A 15,557-nucleotide genomic window follows, 5' to 3' on the forward strand; every position below is an offset into this window, starting at 1 on the left:
CGGCGGCAACGGCGGCGACGCCGGCTCGATTCGCCTCGTCAGCGGCGAGCGGGTCGACAACTCGATCGCGGTGCCGGCAACTGGCGGCAACGGTGGCTACGGCGGCAGCTCATTCGACGGCAACGGCGGCAGCGGCGGGAATGGCGGCAGTGCCGCGACGACCGCCGGTGATGCCTCCGCGGGTGACGGCGGTTACGGCGGCAACGGCGGTGGGGACGGGAATGGCGGCAAGGGCGGCAACGGCGGGATCGGCGCAACCACCACGGCCACCGCCACCGGCGGTAACGGAGGCGCCGGAGGCAACGGTGGCAGCGGTTTCGGCACCGACTTCGGCGGTGACGGCGGCAACGGCGGCGACGGCAGCCACAGCGTCGTGAGCGGTGCCGGCAACGCAATCGGCGGTGACGGCGGCAAAGGTGGCAATGCCGGGTCTTACGGTGACGCCGGCAACGGCGGCAATGCCAACGCGGCCGCCGGCGATTTCGCGACCGGAGTCTTTGCGGACGGCAACGCAACAGGCGGCTCCGGCGGCGACGGCGGCCTCGGCGGGATCCACGGTGGCAAAGGCGGCGACGGCGGCCCAGCCGGCGCGGGTGGTTTTAGCGGCGGCTTCAGCAACACGGTTGCTACCGGCGGCACCGGTGGCAACGGCGGCAACGGATCAAGCACCACCGTAGGCAATGCGGGCGACGGCGGCCGCGGCGGCGACGCAAAGAACCCGCGAGCCGACGGCACGTCCATCGGCGGCAACGGCGGCACCGGCGGCAACAGCAGCCCCGTCCAAGGAAACGGCGGCGCCGGCGGCGCTGGCGGCAATGCGCTGAGCCCGCTCAGCGGCAACGCAACGGGCGGCGATGGAGGCGACGGCGGAACCGGTGTCCCCGCTCCCAACGGCAACGCCCCCGGCGGTTCCGGCGGCTCCCCCAACGGCCAAGACGGCGCCCACGGATAACCCGTCAGCCGCCGTGGATGTCGAGGCCGTGCGCCGCCGCGTACGACACCGCTTGGTCGACGTCGATCTTCGCCCCGCGCACCGATGCCGTCGTCCAGAACGTCGGATCGACCCGAGCCCTACGCAGATCCGCCTCGTCGAGCCGTGCGTTTTGCGTCCGGGCGCCGCGCAGGTCGGCGCCGCGCAAGACGGCCTTGCGAAGGTCGGTGCCGACGAGGCTGGTCTCGCGGAGTCGGCAGTCCGTCAGGTCGATGCCGCGGAGGTCGCATCCCGCTAGGACGGCCAGGGTGAGATCCGCCTCGATCATCGTGACGGGTCGTAGCCTGCACTCGGTGAATACCGATCCGAGGAGACTGCAGTGCCGAAAGACGGTGTGCATCAGGGACGTCCGCCGGAACGTGCAGTTGCGGAAGGCCGACCCCTGATGCTCTGACTCCGAGAGGTCGACACCGCTGAAGTCGCATTCGGTGAAGACGACGCGCTCGGTGCGCAGACGGCTTAGATCAACGTCATTGGGGGCGGAGCGAAAGTCAACACCGGCGAACTCACGGTCCACCCACTCCTGGTCGAAGCCACTCACCGTCAACCGGGTAGCGAACTGAGGTTCATCAGCGCGTACTCGGTGACGGCGATCAGCGCCGCCCGCGCCGAATGCCGGTCCCGCGCGTCGACGTTGACCACCGGGATGTCCTCACGCAGCGCCAGTGCCTTGCGGACGGCGCCGGCCGGGTACCTCGCGCCGTCGTCGAACTGATTGACGGCGATGAGGAACGGAAGGCGGCGCGCTTCGAAGAAGTCGACCGCGGCGAAGCTGTCCTGCAGCTTGCGCACGTCGACGAGGATGACGGCGCCGATCGCGCCGCGGACCAAGTCGTCCCACATGAACCAGAACCGGCGCTGACCCGGCGTGCCGAAGAGGTAGAGCACCAAGTCGTCGGCCAGCGTGATGCGGCCGAAGTCCATCGCGACAGTGGTGGTGTTCTTGTTCGGCGTGCCGTCGAGGCCGTCGACTCCCTGCGAGGCATTGGTCACGATGGCCTCGGTGCGCAGGGGCATGATCTCCGACACTGCGCCTACGAACGTCGTCTTGCCTGCGCCGAATCCACCGGAGATGACGATCTTCGTTGCAGATGAGCGCTTCCCTGTTGCGGCGGTGGTCCGCCCCTCAGAGTGCCCGTAGGCCACGCAGCGTCCTTCCTATGAGTTCACGTCTCTCGTCGATGTTCACCGACTCGCCCAATGTGGCGTCTACTCGAAGATAACCCTGTGTCACGAGATCGCCGATCAACACGCGGGCCACACCAAGCGGCAACGATAGGCGAGCCGCGATCTCCGCGACGGAGGGACTCTCCGTGCCGAGCCCAAGAATTTTGGCACGCACGTCGCTTCCCGCCCAGTTTGGCGCGGGCGCGAACCGCAGCGTGCGGATCGGCGCCTCCAACGGGAGGCTGACGCGGGACTCGGTGCGGCCGCCGGTCAGCATGTATGGCCGAACCAGGCTCACTTCACTGAGCGGTTCGCTGGGCTCCCAGGCGTCGTGCGGCGGGCGGTCCATCCTCAGTCACGAATGCTGAGCCGTGCGGCGCGTCGACTGGATGACGGTGCCGACGCGTTCGACCAGAATCGCCATTTCATAACCGATCTGGCCGATGTCACACGACCTGGCCGCCAGCGTGGCGAGATTCGATCCGTTGCCGACCCGCATCAACAGCAGGTAGCCGTTCTCCATCTCGACGACCGACTGCAGCACGTAACCGCCGTCGAAGAGTTGGGCGGCTCCCGTCGACAGGCTGGCCAGCCCCGACGCCACCGCCGCGAGTTGATCCGCCCGCTCGGTCGGCATGTGCGCGCTGGCGGCCATCAGCAGGCCGTCGGCGGAAACCAGGATCGCGTGCGAGACACCGGACACCTCGCTGGCGAATTTGGAAACCAGCCAGTCGAGTGAGTCGCGCTGGGTCGGGCGGGTCATTCTGGAATCAGTCCTCGTCTGTCGATCTCGTGTCGCGGGCGTGCGAACGGCCCGCGTGCACACCGCCGAAGTGGTTGCCGATGCTGCTACGAACCGCCTCGGGGTCACGTGGGATCGCGATCGGCCCGGTGTCGAACGTCGAGTTGGTCGCGTCGTCCTTCTCGTCCGCCCCGCGATGAGCGCCACCATGGCGCCCGTGGTGGACGTCGTCACCGTTGACTGCTGCCCCTGGCACCAGGCGCGCACCCGGCTGACGCATCGGAAGACCCTCCTCGGTGTGCTCCTCCACGGGAGCTTCCTCGGCCGCTCCTGCGGCGGACCACCCTTGATCCCAGACGGTCTGCCAGTCGAGGTCGCTGCTCTTGGCGAGCTTGAAGGGATCGTCGATGAGCCACTCCGACACCATCGTGTCGAAGATCGAACCGCCGGTCGAGGCCTGCGGCGCGGGCTCGGGTTCCGGGGCTTCGACGGGCTCATCCGCGCCGGAGCGGGGCACGCCGTTGGTCGCCTTGGCCGCGAAGAACGACGAGGTGTCCGTCGGCACGGGGCGGTCGACGACAGGAGCCGGCGGCGGGTCGGCCGGCCAGTGTTCTTCCGGCCACTCCTGCTCGGCCCAGTGGTCCTCGGACTCGGCGAGGGGCTCGACGGGCTCGATCGGTGCCGACGGGATGTCCGAGATGCCGCTGGCACCTGGGTTGCGTTGCGGCAGAAGCGAAATGGGGATGTCGGTGTGCCCGTTGCGGTATTCCGGCTCGGCCACCACGTCGGCGGCGTATTCCTGGTAGTCCTGATAGTCGTCATCATCGTCGTCGGTGACATAGGTCGGCACGACGGCGAGGTGCGGCTCGGCGGGTGTGACGCCGTAGTCGGCGGGCACGCGGTACTCGGGTTCGCCGAGCTCTGCCCCACCGGGGCCGTGCAGCAGCAACTCGGCGGGGATGAACACGCCGGCGGTGGTACCCGAATTCGGTTCGGCGACAACGGTGTTGCGAAGACGTACGACCAGACCGTGCTGGGCCGCCAGCCTGCCGACCACGAACAAGCCCATGTGACGGGCGGTGTATGGGTTGACCTCGCCGCCGGACTGCAGGCGGGTGTTGGAGACCCGCAGATCGGCATCGGTCATGCCGAGGCCGTTGTCGGTGACCTCGATGACGAGCCCGCCGTTGCCGGTGTGCACCGCGGACACGCGCACCTCGGACGTCGGTGGCGAGTACCGCAGCGCGTTGTCCAGCAGCTCGGCCAGAAGGTGGACGAGGTCGCCACCGACGATTCCGACGATCTCGCTCTCCGGAACGGTCGCGGTGACGACCCTGGTGTAGTCCTCGACCTCGGAGGCAGCGGCGTTGATGAGAGTGGCGACCGGGACCGGGTCGGCCTGCGCGCGCGGCACCCTGGAGCCGGCCAGCACCAGCAGGTTGGCACCGTTGCGTCGCATGCGCGCGGCCAGGTGATCGAGCTTGAAGAGGCTGTCCAGTCGTTCGGGATCTTCTTCGTTGCGTTCGAGACTGTCGATGAGCCCCAATTGCTGGTCGACGAGAGACCGGCTGCGGCGCGACAACGTCTCGAACATGTCGCCGACCTGCAGCTGCAGGCGGGCCTGCTCGCCGGCCAGGAACACCGCCTGTTCGTGCAGTTCGTCGACGGCGTGGGCGACCTGCCCGACCTCCTCGGTGGTGTTCACCGGAAGCGGCTCGACCGGCCCCACCGGGCCACCCGTCCGCACCCGCTCAAGTTCGCGCGCGAGGTCCTCGTGAGCCACCTTGAGGGCGCCGTCGCGCAGCTTGCGCAGCGGCCGCACCAGGGTCCTGGCCACCAGCAGCACGATGACGATCGCCAACAGGATCGCGACGCCGACGATCGCCGAGTCGCGGATCGCCTCCTGACGCTTGGCGCTGGCCTGATCCTCTACCGCGGAGGTGACGGATGTCGTCGCGGACGTGATGATCTTCGCGGCAACCTCGTTCGTCGCCTGCAGCGACTGGCTCAGATCGGGGTTGCCGACCAGCGGAACGGCCGGGTCCGACATCATGGCCATCCGCTTGACCATCTCGCCTTGCAGCTTGGCCGCGTCCGGCGAACCGACGCCGAGAACCTGAGCCATGCCGAACAGCGTCGACGGCTCGGTACCTGCCAACGTGATCATCGACGTGCGCAGCTCCGGCTCTGGGAGGTCACCGCCAAGGTTCACCAGCAACTGCTGCATCATCATCTGACCGCGGGCACCGATCGCCCGGCTGAGACCGAGCGTCTCCGCACGGATCTTCTCGTCATCGACGCGGACCGACCCGTTGACGACGTCCTCGGCGCTCAGCAGGATCGGCGCGTAGGCGGTGATGCGGCCCCGCAGGTCGATGCCGTTGGCCGTGACCTGGTCGAGCAGCGCCTGGCCGCCATCGAGCAGGCCGGTCACGCCCGTCCGCACGTCGGCAACGACGTCGGTTCCGGCTAGCTGTCGCTGCAGCTTCTGCTTGCTGGCGTCGAACGCACTCAAGGAGGCCTGCGCGTCGCCGCCGGTGGAGTTCGCCAACATGGCGTCATCCAGCGCCGCCATGTACTCCTCGATCGCGGGCACCATCTCGGCACGGTCGGCCGCCAGCCGGAGATTGCCTGCTTCCGTCCACCCCGAGTAGATGCGCAAGCCACCAAACGCACCGGCCAATAGCAACGGCACCAAAACGATCGCGAAGACTTTCCAGCGAACGGGCCAATTGCTCATCGACCAACGCGACGGTCGCTTGGCCCGCCGTGGCGAAATACTCGAGAATTCAGGCGGCGCAACGACTTGCGGCGGCTCTGCGAACGCCGTCATCGCGCCCCGGCCGGACAACCGGTCGCTGGTTGGCATTTCATGATCGCGCGTCGTTCATAAGGCTTCCTGCAGCTGTACGCCCACGTATCGGCAGGCACCGGAAGATCCAGTCGGCCCGGCAATTTGTCGAGTATGACAGCGTTGTGCGAGCGTTTCCACAATTCTTACTGAACAGACAGAGTTCGTGACCGTGCCGTTGCGTACTCGTGTGCTATGCGAGCAAATGTCGTTGCACTACTGAGATCATCATCGAATGTTCCGGGTCATGTTCAACGCACCGAAGATCGCGCCCAACACCGGCAATGCGATCAGGATGGTCGCAGCTACCGGGTGCGAATTGCATCTCGTCGAACCGCTGGGATTCGATCTCTCGGAGCCGAAATTGCGTCGTGCTGGATTGGACTACCACGATCTGGCCTCGGTGACTGTGCACACCGATCTGCAGGCCGCGTGGACCGCGGTGATGCCCGCCAGGGTCTTCGCGTTCACCGCTCACGCGGAATCGTTCTTCGGTGACGTCGCCTTCTCTCCCGGCGACGTGCTGCTCTTCGGTCCGGAACCGACCGGTCTCGATGCGCAGACATTGGCGGACCCGCACGTCACCAAGGAGGTGCGGATCCCCATGCTGGCCGGCCGGCGCTCCCTCAATCTGTCGAACGCCGCGGCGGTGGCGGTCTACGAGGCGTGGCGCCAGCAGGGGTTTTCCGGCGCAGTCTGAGCGGCTACCGCTGCGATGCTCATTGCCTTTGTTCGCGGACCGGCGGCGCCTGGCCTCCCGGCGGGGGCGCCGGATACCACTCCTGCGGTTCCGGCCATACGAATCCGGGCGGGATCGAATAGGTCTCGAAGGTCGTTCCGGTCGCGGCCTCGGTGCCGAAGAACGCGAAGGCGTTTGCGTCCATGAAGCGACCGGATTGCACTAGCGGGAAACCTCTCCGCTCGAAGTCTTCGAGGCGTTCCTCCCATGGCTTCTCCTCGCAGTCGAAGGCGATGTGCTGAATGCCTTCGCCGTGTGCGTCGAGGAACTCCTGGAAGATCGACGGCCCGAAGAGTGGCTGCATGATCTCCACCGCGAGGTCGCCCACGTCTGCGAAGCAGACCTTGATCCCGTAGTCCGCGGCCGCTCCGCGGTAGGTGCGCTCGGTCACGGTGGCCGAGTCGAAGGTGTAGACGCGCCATGGCCCGATGCCGAGTCGCACCAGCCCCTCCATCGTGCGTCGGTAATCGGCGGTGACGAAGCAAACCTCGATCAGCTTGCCGAGGAACCCGTTGGACAACTCGGTCGCACTGATCACCGCAGGCAACGAGGTCAACTCGGTCATGCCGTGACCGCCTTGCGTGCCAGCACGTAGTAGAGCCCGCCCGCGACCACACTGCCCGACAGCCACGAGAAGTCGGTGTTGCCCAGTGCGGTGGCCACCGGTCCCTGCATCGCCGGCACCAGCCCGTACTGCCACGCCCAGCCTGCGACGACGCCGGCCGCCAGACTGACCAGGCCGCTGACGCCGTAACCGTCACGACGTGAATAGTCCCGCGGTTCGTACAAGGTGGCGACGTCGAGCGCGCCACGCCGGATCACGAAGTAGTCGACCAGCATGATCGCCGCCCACGGACTGATCCACACCAGGATCGACACCATCCACTGGTCGAAGGCGTGCGCGAAGCTGTCCGCGTTCACGAACACCGCCAATACACCCGCTGCCGCTAGCCCGGAGACCAGAGTGACCTTCCACCGTGCGGCTCGAACCCCGATCGACAGCGCAGCCAATGAGCAGGAATACAGATTGAGGATGTTCGTCGCGATCGGCCCGTGGACCAGCAACAGCAACACCGGGACGGCCATCACCCCGAACGTGCTCACCACCAGGGTCGACGGATCGCTGCCGCTGCCCGCGCTCGCAAGGCATGCGCCCAGCGCGGCCAACCACACCGTCGGGACGTACATGCCAAGCGACGATGACCAGAACACCGCCCGCGACGACGCCGTGACCCTGACGAAGCGGCTGTAGTCCGAGGCGTAGGGAATCCAGGTCAGACCCCATCCGATGCCGATGGCGGTCAGCAGCTGGGTCACGGCGGTGAACTTGTCGCCCGGCTTCATCGCGGCGCCCGTCAGTGTCCAGTTGACGTCGGTCGTCGCGATCGCGACCACGGTCATCACCGCCATCACCACGACGGTGGCGGGGACGGTGAACTTCTCGAAACTGCGGATCGCATAGAACCCGTACAACGCCAGCGCCAGCTGTGCCGCCATGATCGCGGCGGCGACGACGACTTCGAGCCACACCCCGCCCGTCACGCCAAGCTCGGCCAGCATCGCCAGGGCCAGGTCGAGCACCACCCAGGTGTTGACGCCGACCCAGCCCATCGTCAGCAGGAACTGCATCAACCCGGGGACGACGGCGCCGGACATGCCGAACGGAGCGCGGCCGAGCACCATCTGGTTGACCGCAGTGCGGTGTCCGATGACGTTGAAGACACCAAAGACGGCGCAGCCGATGAGGTTTCCGAACACGACGACGACGAGCGTCTCGACGAGACTGAGCCCCAACGTGATTCCCAACGCGCCGAGGACCCAGTTGATCGGTGCGATGTTGGCGCCCGACCAGATCCAGAACAGCTCCCACGGTGAGCAGTCCCGGCTGTCATCGGGGATGGGTTCGATGCCGTGGGCGTCGAAACGCACGGCGGCTTCTGCGACCTCACCGGTCGTCGTCGGTGTGTCAAGCGGACTGGTCGCCATGGCGCAAGCTCCTCACTGGGGGGTGAGCTCATCGAAACACCGCAGGACCAAGGGGGTGAGTGTATAAACATCCATCATCAACGTCTTCGATTGGATGTAGTGACACATGCTTACTCTCGGCGCTCTCGTCGACGACCCCGCTCTCGAACTCGAGCTCCTGGTTCATGGCCCAGCGGAATCGCTTGCGCGCGAGGTCTTGTGGCTGCACAACACCGAGTTACCGGATCCCTCGCCCTACATCCGCGCCACCGAACTGGTGCTCACCAACGGATTGTGGTGCGAGGCCGTCTCCGCCGCGGAATTCGTCGCCGCGCTGCGGCGGGCCCGCGCCTCCGGGTTGATCTTCGGGCTGACCGACAAGACCCCGGTGGCGCCCGACGGCCTGATCGACGCATGCACCGTTGCCGACCTTCCACTGGCGGCCGTCTCGATCTCCGTGCCGTTCACGGCCATCACCGAAGCGGCCGCTCGCCTTCAGGGAGCGGCCCGACAGGATGCGCTGACCGGCTTGGTGCGCCGCGGAAACGCTCTCGCAACGTCGATCTCACGGGGTGGCGGTGTCGAAGGCGTACTCGACGTGCTGCGCCGCGACCACGATCTGCCGCTGGTGGTCATCGACCGCATGGGCAGGAGACTGGCCGGGACGGACGCGCACCCCGAGTTCGATCGCGCGGCGGCCGAGGCGCTGGGCGGTAGACCCCCGCCGCTGGAGGTGGACGTGCCGGACGCTGGACGGGCGGCGCTGTTTCTGGTCGAAGGCGCGATGGGCGACGTCGATGCCGGGCTCTTCTGCCTGCGGCCTCTAGCCGACCTCACCAAGGAGGAGCAGGACGCCATCGACCAGGCCGCTCGGTTCCTCAGCCTCGAGGTGACCAAACAGCAAGCGCTGCAGGCGATCGAGTCGCGCTTCTCCAGTGAGCTGCTGGAGATGATCCTGTCCGGGGCGCCCCGGGCGAACGACCTTCGGAACCGCCTCCGTGCCTTCGGCATCGACCCGTCGGCGCAGCTCGCGGTCATCACCATCGTGGTGGGCGACGGCCCGGTGCGGCCCGCGGGCTCCACCGACGAGATCGAAGGCTTCTTCGGTCGGCGGGGCATTCCAGCCGTCGTCGTCCCCGGAAGTCTGGACACCGTCGCGGTGTTCCCGTGGCGCAACCCCGGCGAGGCCGTTGTCACACTTGCCGACGACCTCGTTCAGACCCTGACGGGCCGCTTCCCGGACCACCGCACGGTCATTGGCATTGGAGTGCTCGCCGTCGACTCGACCGGTCTCCGGGAACCACTGGTCGGCTCCCGAGACGTATGCCACGTCCTGCGCCGGCGCGGCAGCGGCTCCCGGGTCGGCACCTCCGCCGACGTCGGCACCCATCGAATGCTGCTCGGACTACACGACCGGACTGTGTTGCGGCGCTTCGCCGATGACATTCTCGGCCCGTTGCGGGCACACGACGAGCAGAACGGCACCGAACTCGAACGGACCCTGCGCACGTTCCTTGGCAACGACGGACACTGGGCGATCACAGCGGCCGCCATGTACGTCCACGTCAACACGCTGCGCAACCGCGTCGCTCGCATCGGTGAGCTGACCGGGCGCGACGTGACCCGCCTTGAGGACCGCGTCGATCTGTTCCTGGCGGTCGAGGCCGATGCGCTGAGTTGACCGTTACTCGGGATATACGTCCGACGGCGCGGGCGGTGGGACCGGTGTCCGCGGCTCGATCGAGGCGTCCGCGGATACCGCGTCGGCCACGTCGCGGCATCGGGCGAACCGGACGTCGCCGAGCCCGAGCGCATGCTCGATGAACCCGCGAAGCGCGAGAATCCGGCTGGGTCGACCCGAAAGAAACGGGTGCACACAGAGATTGAACAGACAACGGTAGTGCCGCATGCCGTCGAGTTCGGCCCGCCACATCTCCGCCACCTTCGCCGGTGACTCGATCACCGAACCGATGTGCGGGTCGGGGAGGTACGCGTATTGCTCCCAATCGTCGAGCGACCAGTGCACCGGCAGCTCCACGATCGGAGCCGAGTCGGTGACGATGCGGTAGGGGCGGTCATCGCCCATCAACGACGAGTCGTAGGCCAGGCCGTGCTCGGCGATCAGGCTCGGCGTCTGCCAACTCGCGCCCCACAGCGCGGCACGGTGCCCGCTGATCTCTATGCCCTGCCTGGCGAACACCTCCAGCGCCCGCTCGAAGTCCGTACGTTCCTCGGCAGCCGTCAACGTCACCGGCGAGCGGTGGCTGTACGAATGGTGGGCCACCTCGTGCCCGCGCTCGACGATCGACGCCGCCAACCCCACCCGGTGCTCCGCGACCCAGCCCGGGACGAAGAACGTTGCAGGCACGTCCAATTCGTCCAGCATGTCCAGGATTCGCGGCACCCCGACGTCAGGCCCATACGACTGGTGCGACATCGTCATCATGTGGTCGGCGTAGTGACGTCCCTGGGCCAGGATGGGTGTCTCGGCGTCCACGTCGAACGTCAGGGTCGCAACGGCCGCGGCACCGCCATGCCATGGTGCCGTCATCGGCGTGCTCCCCTCCTTTGATCAGCCAACATGTTGGCCGCTACGCCATTCCCTGGCGTTGGCGATGGTGGCCATGGGTGCGAGCATCCCATGATCGAAGCGATTCATCTCGGTGCCCGTGGCCAGTCGGGCCGGTAGGTCGGGATTGGCCAGCGCGCCGCGGGCGACGGACAGCAGGTCCGCGTGGCCACCGTCGAGTACTTCGGCCGCCTGACGCAGGTCGTGCATCCCGCCGTTGGCCATCACCGGCAGCCGAGTGACGTCGCGGGCCAGCGCGGTGATCGTCCGGCCGTCCGCCAGCCGTGCAGTGTCGATGAAGTCCCTTCCCTCGCTGGCGATGTGCAGGTAGTCGAGGCCGGCGTCGGCCACCGCGCCGAAGATGACTTCGGCATCCCCGGCACCACCCGGCCACCGATGGGTGAAGTCGTTGACCTTGGTCTGAGACAACCGCACCCCGATGAGCATGTCGCTTCCCACGCGCTCCCGGATCACGGCGAGGACCCTGGCGGTGAGCCGGATGCGATGCGCCACGCTGCCGCCATACGCATCGTCGCGCTCGTTGGTGTAGCCGGTGAGGAACTGATCCAACAGGTACCCGTTGGCGGCGTGCACCTCCACACCGTCGAAGCCGGCGGCACGTGCGCGTACCGCGGCATTCGCGAAACCGTCGACGACGTCCTCGATGTCGACGTCGGTAATGGCGCGGGGCGTCGGCCAACCATCGGGACCGCCATACTCGCCGAGCGGCTTTCCGCGCGGCGCGATCGCCGACGGTGCGATGGTTCCTACACCGTACGAATTCCCCTGGGATAGGGCACCCGCGTGCATGAGCTGTGCGATGAACGGCGTTCCCTCGGCGTGGACCGCGTCGACCACCGGCCGCCACGCCTGGACGTGCGCCTCCGTCGCCAAGCCGGGTTGGTTCAGATATCCCTGGCTGTGCGTGGTGTCGGTGTAGGTGCCCTCGGTGATGACAATGCCGAAGCCGCCCCGCGCGAAAGTCGCGTAGTAGTCGGCCATCTCCGAGGTTGCGGCGCCGTCCGGCGCGGCCGACACGCGGGTCATCGGCGCGACGGCCAATCGGTTTCTCAGCTCGACGGCGCCGATCCGTTGCGGGCTCAGGGCCGGGTGTGTGTTCTGCATGATCAAACCTCCTCATAGACAGGGCGATTGGGAGTAAGTAGCTCGAGCGCAAGCGAAGTCGGACGTTCACCGTTGATGGAGTTGAGATCCATCGGGCATGCCGACACCACGACGACGCAATCCATGGCCGCCTCGAAGGTGACCGCGTCGCCCGGCCTGCTCGGCGCGGGGAGCCAGCGCAGATCGCCATCGGCGGCGGCGGGCACGTTCATGAAGACGTTGACCGGCTGCGGGACGTGCACGACGGCGAGGTCGAGCAGGCCCAGCGCCCTATGCAGGTTGTCGGCGCACGAGGCGTGCTCGGCGACCCCGAGCATCGAGTAGCGCGCATCGTCGCACGCGGCGATCAGCATGTCGTGGACACCCGGCGACGTGTCGGAGACGAGACCCAGAATCGGCCTCCGCCGATTCGTCACGAAGTGCTCGCCGGCGTGTGGAAAGAGCCTGCCGGTGGAGGTGCGGGTGTGCGAGGCGGACAGATACTCGAGCGAATCGGTGGCCGAGAATGCGAACAGGTCGCCGACCTGTCCCCCATCGAGATCGATCAGGCGAAACGTCGCGCCGCGGTGCATTCGGACTGAACGTCCTTCGCGGGCCGGGATCACCCACCGCGTGATGTCGTCGATCTGCTCCATGTACCCAGTCAACGTCGAGAATCGTCCGTCGGCCATGGCGATTGATGCACTGCTTCGACGCTTCGGTGGACGTTTCTCCATGCACCCCTCGCCGAGTTACCTCGTATCGTCGAAGCGATGACCACGTCTCACACCGCGCGCGAGGTGTGCGAGCGCGCCCTCGCCAGAACCGAGGATCCCGACACCATCTCGACGATGATCACCGTCACCTCGACGAGAGCCCGCCTCGAAGCCGACCTCAGCGATCGGCGGCGACACTCGGGCGCACTGCGCAGCGCCCTCGACGGCGTGCCCATCGTCTGGAAGGACCTGTTCGACGTCGCGGAGACGGTCACCACCTGTGGATCAGCCTCGCTCGAGGGCCGTCGGCCTGCGCAGGCGGACGCCGAACTCGTGCGCCGCGCTACAGCGCTCGGCATGGTGACGATCGGCAAGACCAATCTCAGCGAGTTCGCCTTCTCGGGGCTCGGGATCAACCGGCAGTTCGGCACGCCGGTGAATCCAGTGAATCCGGCGCTGGTGCCGGGCGGCTCATCGTCGGGGGCGGCCGTCGCGGTCGCGACCGGCATCGCTCCTTTTGCCGTCGGCACCGACACCTCGGGTTCGGTCCGAGTGCCCGCCGCCTTCTGCGGTTGCGTCGGCTACCGGGCGAGCCATCATCGATATGGCACCAACGACTTTCGGGCCCTGTCGCCAACTCTTGACGGCGTCGGTCTGATGGCCCGCACAGTCGAGGGGATTTCGGTGCTCGACCACCTGCTGCTTGGCAAGCCCGAACGGGCGAAGGCGCCGCGCACTCTGCGCGTGGTCGTCCCGGCCGGCGAATGGGTCGACGACTGCACACCGGGGGTTCGGGCATCGTTCGCCGTCGCGGTCGATGCACTACGGGCCGCAGGAGTCGCCGTCACCACCGCACACCTCGAGTCTCTGCAAGGTGCCCAGCACCTCATCGACACGCACGGCACGATCGTCGGGGCGGACGCCTACGCGACCTACGGACACCTCCTGTCGACGCCGACGAGAATCGAACCCGCTACCCGACGACGACTCGCTCGAAACGCGAATGCGCACGACTCGGTCGCCCCCCTGCGTGATGCGATGCGTTCGCTGCGGCACAGGTTTCGGGACGAGTTGACCGACGCGGTCCTGCTATGTCCAACGGTGCGCCACGAACCGCCGCGCATTGCGGACCTGCTCACGTCCGAGGCGTCGTACGACGCCGCCAACGCCAGCTCGCTGCGAACGACGATGGTGTTGAGCTATTTGGGATCGTGTGGCGTGACACTGCCTGCGGGCGGCGGTGGGCTGTTGATCTCCGCACCGGAGGGGCGCGACGAGGCTCTTCTGGGCATCGCGTCCCGGCTGGATCAGCTCACCAGGTGTTCCAGTGGCTGAGCTGCTCGGCGGGCAGCCGCTTGGCCTTCTTGAAGTCGGTGCCCTTGGTGTAGGCGATCGGGAACAGCCCGCCCTGGGCGTACTTGTCGAAGGGGATGCCAAGGATCTCGGCGGCCTGCTTCTCGCCGTCGCCGAGGAGGTGCAGCGTCGTCCATGCCGAGCCGAGTCCACGCGAGCGCAGCGCGAGCATGAAACTCCACGCGGCGGGCAGCAGCGATCCCCAGTACGACGCGCTCATTCCGGCGGGCGCGCCGTCCGGACGGCCCTCGAGGCACGGGATCAGCATGAGGGGAACCTCGTGCAGGTGGTCGTTGAGGTACTTCGCGGAGTCGACGACCAACGGTGTCCGCTCGTCGCGGCTGTCGCCGAACGTCGGCTTCGGCAGGTCCAAATACGGTGTCGCCGCGGTCCGGTAAATGTCGGCGATCGCCTTCTTCTTCTCGTCGTCGTCGACGAAGACGAACTGCCACCCCTGGGCGTTGGAACCGGTCGGCGCCTGCAACGCCAGTTCGAGGCATTCCATCACCACGTCACGCGGCACCGGCTTCTCGAGGTCGAGACGTTTGCGCACCGAGCGCGTGGTCGTCAGCAGCTCGTCGAGTGTCAGGTCGAGGGTCTCGGAGGTCATATGCGGAGACTACATTCGCGTTCATGAGCGCTGAGCTGACAACCGAAGTTACCGACCGCCTGACCCAGGGCCAGTACGGCTGGCTCACCACGGTCGCCAAATCCGGCCAGCCGGTGCCGAAACTGATCTGGTTCTTCTTCGACGGCGCCGCGTTGTTCGTCTACTCGCACCCGAGCGCGGCGAAGGTCGCCCACGTCAAGCGCCATCCCCAGGTCAGCCTCAACCTGGATTCCGACGGCAACGGTGGCGGGATCATCGTCGTCGGCGGAGAGGCGACCATCGATGCCGAGGGCGTCGACTGCCGCGATGACGGACCGTACTGGGCCAAGTACGGCGCGACGGCCGACAAGTTCGGCTTGACCGATTCGATGGCGGACTACAGCACTCGCGTGCGCATCGGCATCGACAAGGTGTGGACCACGCCGACGGGCGGCTGAACACGTACACCAGGCCCTCCCCCGGGGATTGGTTCGGGGAGGGCCTGGTGGGTTCTGGGGTGTTGCGGGCCGGGCTACTCGCCGTTGAGGTGGGCGATGTAGGCGGGGCCATGGTTGTGGTACCAGCCGGGCAGCACGGTGGGGGCGGGCTTGGCATAGGTGCCAGGGCTGTAGGAGTAGCCGGGTCCGGTGGGTTCGGTGTTGGTGGAGGCGCTGGCGACTCCGGCCAGGCCGAGGGCGGCGCCGCCGATCATGGTGGCGGTGATGAGGCTGCGGGTGATGGTGTTCATTTCGAGTCCTTCTGTCCGAGTTG

At 67.2% G+C, this 15,557-nt stretch carries 16 protein-coding genes and 1 pseudogene; 5 read left to right on the forward strand and 12 right to left on the reverse strand.

Annotated elements, in window-relative coordinates:
* A pseudogene (locus QOD90_RS19305) lies at positions 1 to 952 on the forward strand (hypothetical protein); the annotation flags it as partial.
* A 4-nt stretch (positions 953 to 956) separates the two neighbouring features.
* Here the strand turns inward: QOD90_RS19305 and QOD90_RS19310 are convergent.
* From QOD90_RS19310 to QOD90_RS19330, 5 genes are read right to left on the reverse strand one after another with little or no spacing between them, the layout of a single operon-like run.
* Positions 957 to 1,532: a pentapeptide repeat-containing protein gene (locus tag QOD90_RS19310; protein ID WP_526352438.1), complete on the reverse strand. Its 576-nt coding sequence runs from the start codon at positions 1,530 to 1,532 to the stop codon at positions 957 to 959.
* Between the two features lie 2 nt (positions 1,533 to 1,534).
* Positions 1,535 to 2,137, reverse strand: a complete 603-nt coding sequence (locus QOD90_RS19315) for a GTP-binding protein (RefSeq protein ID WP_526352439.1) — start codon at positions 2,135 to 2,137, stop codon at positions 1,535 to 1,537.
* Positions 2,118 to 2,507, reverse strand: a complete 390-nt coding sequence (locus QOD90_RS19320) for a DUF742 domain-containing protein (RefSeq protein WP_526352440.1) — start codon at positions 2,505 to 2,507, stop codon at positions 2,118 to 2,120. Before QOD90_RS19320 ends, QOD90_RS19315 begins: the two co-directional genes overlap by 20 nt.
* Positions 2,508 to 2,513: 6 nt before the next feature.
* The gene (locus tag QOD90_RS19325) at positions 2,514 to 2,921 is read right to left on the reverse strand and encodes a roadblock/LC7 domain-containing protein (protein WP_526352441.1); all 408 of its coding nucleotides are present in this window, start codon (positions 2,919 to 2,921) and stop codon (positions 2,514 to 2,516) included.
* Between the two features lie 7 nt (positions 2,922 to 2,928).
* The gene (locus QOD90_RS19330) at positions 2,929 to 5,733 is read right to left on the reverse strand and encodes a sensor histidine kinase (RefSeq protein WP_526352453.1); all 2,805 of its coding nucleotides are present in this window, start codon (positions 5,731 to 5,733) and stop codon (positions 2,929 to 2,931) included.
* A 253-nt stretch (positions 5,734 to 5,986) separates the two neighbouring features.
* On the opposite strand from QOD90_RS19330, the gene QOD90_RS19335 reads away from it, so the two are divergent.
* On the forward strand, positions 5,987 to 6,451 hold the full coding sequence (locus tag QOD90_RS19335; protein WP_526352442.1) for a tRNA (cytidine(34)-2'-O)-methyltransferase: 465 nt from the start codon (positions 5,987 to 5,989) through the stop codon (positions 6,449 to 6,451).
* A 19-nt stretch (positions 6,452 to 6,470) separates the two neighbouring features.
* On the opposite strand, the gene QOD90_RS19340 is transcribed toward QOD90_RS19335, so the two are convergent.
* Together QOD90_RS19340 and QOD90_RS19345 are read right to left on the reverse strand one after the other, a co-directional pair.
* Complete coding sequence (locus QOD90_RS19340; protein WP_526352443.1) at positions 6,471 to 7,055, reverse strand: VOC family protein; 585 nt, start codon at positions 7,053 to 7,055, stop codon at positions 6,471 to 6,473.
* Positions 7,052 to 8,476: a cytosine permease gene (locus QOD90_RS19345; RefSeq protein ID WP_526352444.1), complete on the reverse strand. Its 1,425-nt coding sequence runs from the start codon at positions 8,474 to 8,476 to the stop codon at positions 7,052 to 7,054. The genes QOD90_RS19340 and QOD90_RS19345 overlap by 4 nt, the downstream gene beginning before the upstream one ends.
* A 106-nt stretch (positions 8,477 to 8,582) precedes the next feature.
* On the opposite strand from QOD90_RS19345, the gene QOD90_RS19350 reads away from it, so the two are divergent.
* The gene (locus QOD90_RS19350; RefSeq protein WP_526352445.1) at positions 8,583 to 10,136 is read left to right on the forward strand and encodes a PucR family transcriptional regulator; all 1,554 of its coding nucleotides are present in this window, start codon (positions 8,583 to 8,585) and stop codon (positions 10,134 to 10,136) included.
* A 3-nt stretch (positions 10,137 to 10,139) separates the two neighbouring features.
* Here QOD90_RS19350 and QOD90_RS19355 read toward each other — a convergent pair whose 3' ends face one another.
* From QOD90_RS19355 to QOD90_RS19365, 3 genes are read right to left on the reverse strand one after another with little or no spacing between them, the layout of a single operon-like run.
* Positions 10,140 to 11,006: a polysaccharide deacetylase family protein gene (locus QOD90_RS19355; protein WP_526352446.1), complete on the reverse strand. Its 867-nt coding sequence runs from the start codon at positions 11,004 to 11,006 to the stop codon at positions 10,140 to 10,142.
* A gap of 21 nt (positions 11,007 to 11,027) precedes the next feature.
* Complete coding sequence (locus QOD90_RS19360; RefSeq protein WP_526352447.1) at positions 11,028 to 12,149, reverse strand: oxidoreductase; 1,122 nt, start codon at positions 12,147 to 12,149, stop codon at positions 11,028 to 11,030.
* Between the two features lie 2 nt (positions 12,150 to 12,151).
* A complete protein-coding gene (locus QOD90_RS19365; RefSeq protein WP_526352448.1) occupies positions 12,152 to 12,820 on the reverse strand; it encodes a DUF1989 domain-containing protein in 669 nt (222 codons plus the stop codon).
* Positions 12,821 to 12,901: 81 nt separating this feature from the next.
* On the opposite strand from QOD90_RS19365, the gene QOD90_RS19370 reads away from it, so the two are divergent.
* A complete protein-coding gene (locus QOD90_RS19370) occupies positions 12,902 to 14,179 on the forward strand; it encodes an amidase (RefSeq protein ID WP_526352449.1) in 1,278 nt (425 codons plus the stop codon).
* On the opposite strand, the gene QOD90_RS19375 is transcribed toward QOD90_RS19370, so the two are convergent.
* Positions 14,157 to 14,807, reverse strand: coding sequence for a nitroreductase family protein (locus QOD90_RS19375; protein ID WP_526352450.1), 651 nt, complete (start codon positions 14,805 to 14,807; stop codon positions 14,157 to 14,159). The genes QOD90_RS19370 and QOD90_RS19375 overlap by 23 nt on opposite strands.
* 23 nt (positions 14,808 to 14,830) lie before the next feature.
* On the opposite strand from QOD90_RS19375, the gene QOD90_RS19380 reads away from it, so the two are divergent.
* On the forward strand, positions 14,831 to 15,244 hold the full coding sequence (locus QOD90_RS19380; protein WP_526352451.1) for a TIGR03667 family PPOX class F420-dependent oxidoreductase: 414 nt from the start codon (positions 14,831 to 14,833) through the stop codon (positions 15,242 to 15,244).
* Positions 15,245 to 15,318: 74 nt separating this feature from the next.
* Here QOD90_RS19380 and QOD90_RS19385 read toward each other — a convergent pair.
* On the reverse strand, positions 15,319 to 15,557 hold a 239-nt coding region (locus tag QOD90_RS19385), incomplete at its 5' end, for a hypothetical protein (RefSeq protein WP_526352452.1).

The sequence above is a fragment of the Mycobacterium sp. genome, assembly GCF_032161845.1.
Lineage (GTDB): Bacteria > Actinomycetota > Actinomycetes > Mycobacteriales > Mycobacteriaceae > Mycobacterium.

Bases quoted from the DNA above. Each gene is read 5' to 3' on its own strand.
- QOD90_RS19320 (WP_526352440.1), bottom strand. From the start codon at position 2,507: ATGGACCGCCCGCCGCACGACGCCTGGGAGCCCAGCGAACCGCTCAGT.
- QOD90_RS19325 (WP_526352441.1), bottom strand. From the start codon at position 2,921: ATGACCCGCCCGACCCAGCGCGACTCACTCGACTGGCTGGTTTCCAAA.
- QOD90_RS19330 (WP_526352453.1), bottom strand. From the start codon at position 5,733: ATGACGGCGTTCGCAGAGCCGCCGCAAGTCGTTGCGCCGCCTGAATTC.
- QOD90_RS19335 (WP_526352442.1), top strand. From the start codon at position 5,987: ATGTTCCGGGTCATGTTCAACGCACCGAAGATCGCGCCCAACACCGGC.
- QOD90_RS19340 (WP_526352443.1), bottom strand. From the start codon at position 7,055: ATGACCGAGTTGACCTCGTTGCCTGCGGTGATCAGTGCGACCGAGTTG.
- QOD90_RS19345 (WP_526352444.1), bottom strand. From the start codon at position 8,476: ATGGCGACCAGTCCGCTTGACACACCGACGACGACCGGTGAGGTCGCA.
- QOD90_RS19350 (WP_526352445.1), top strand. From the start codon at position 8,583: ATGCTTACTCTCGGCGCTCTCGTCGACGACCCCGCTCTCGAACTCGAG.
- QOD90_RS19355 (WP_526352446.1), bottom strand. From the start codon at position 11,006: ATGACGGCACCATGGCATGGCGGTGCCGCGGCCGTTGCGACCCTGACG.
- QOD90_RS19360 (WP_526352447.1), bottom strand. From the start codon at position 12,149: ATGCAGAACACACACCCGGCCCTGAGCCCGCAACGGATCGGCGCCGTC.
- QOD90_RS19365 (WP_526352448.1), bottom strand. From the start codon at position 12,820: ATGGCCGACGGACGATTCTCGACGTTGACTGGGTACATGGAGCAGATC.
- QOD90_RS19370 (WP_526352449.1), top strand. From the start codon at position 12,902: ATGACCACGTCTCACACCGCGCGCGAGGTGTGCGAGCGCGCCCTCGCC.
- QOD90_RS19375 (WP_526352450.1), bottom strand. From the start codon at position 14,807: ATGACCTCCGAGACCCTCGACCTGACACTCGACGAGCTGCTGACGACC.
- QOD90_RS19380 (WP_526352451.1), top strand. From the start codon at position 14,831: ATGAGCGCTGAGCTGACAACCGAAGTTACCGACCGCCTGACCCAGGGC.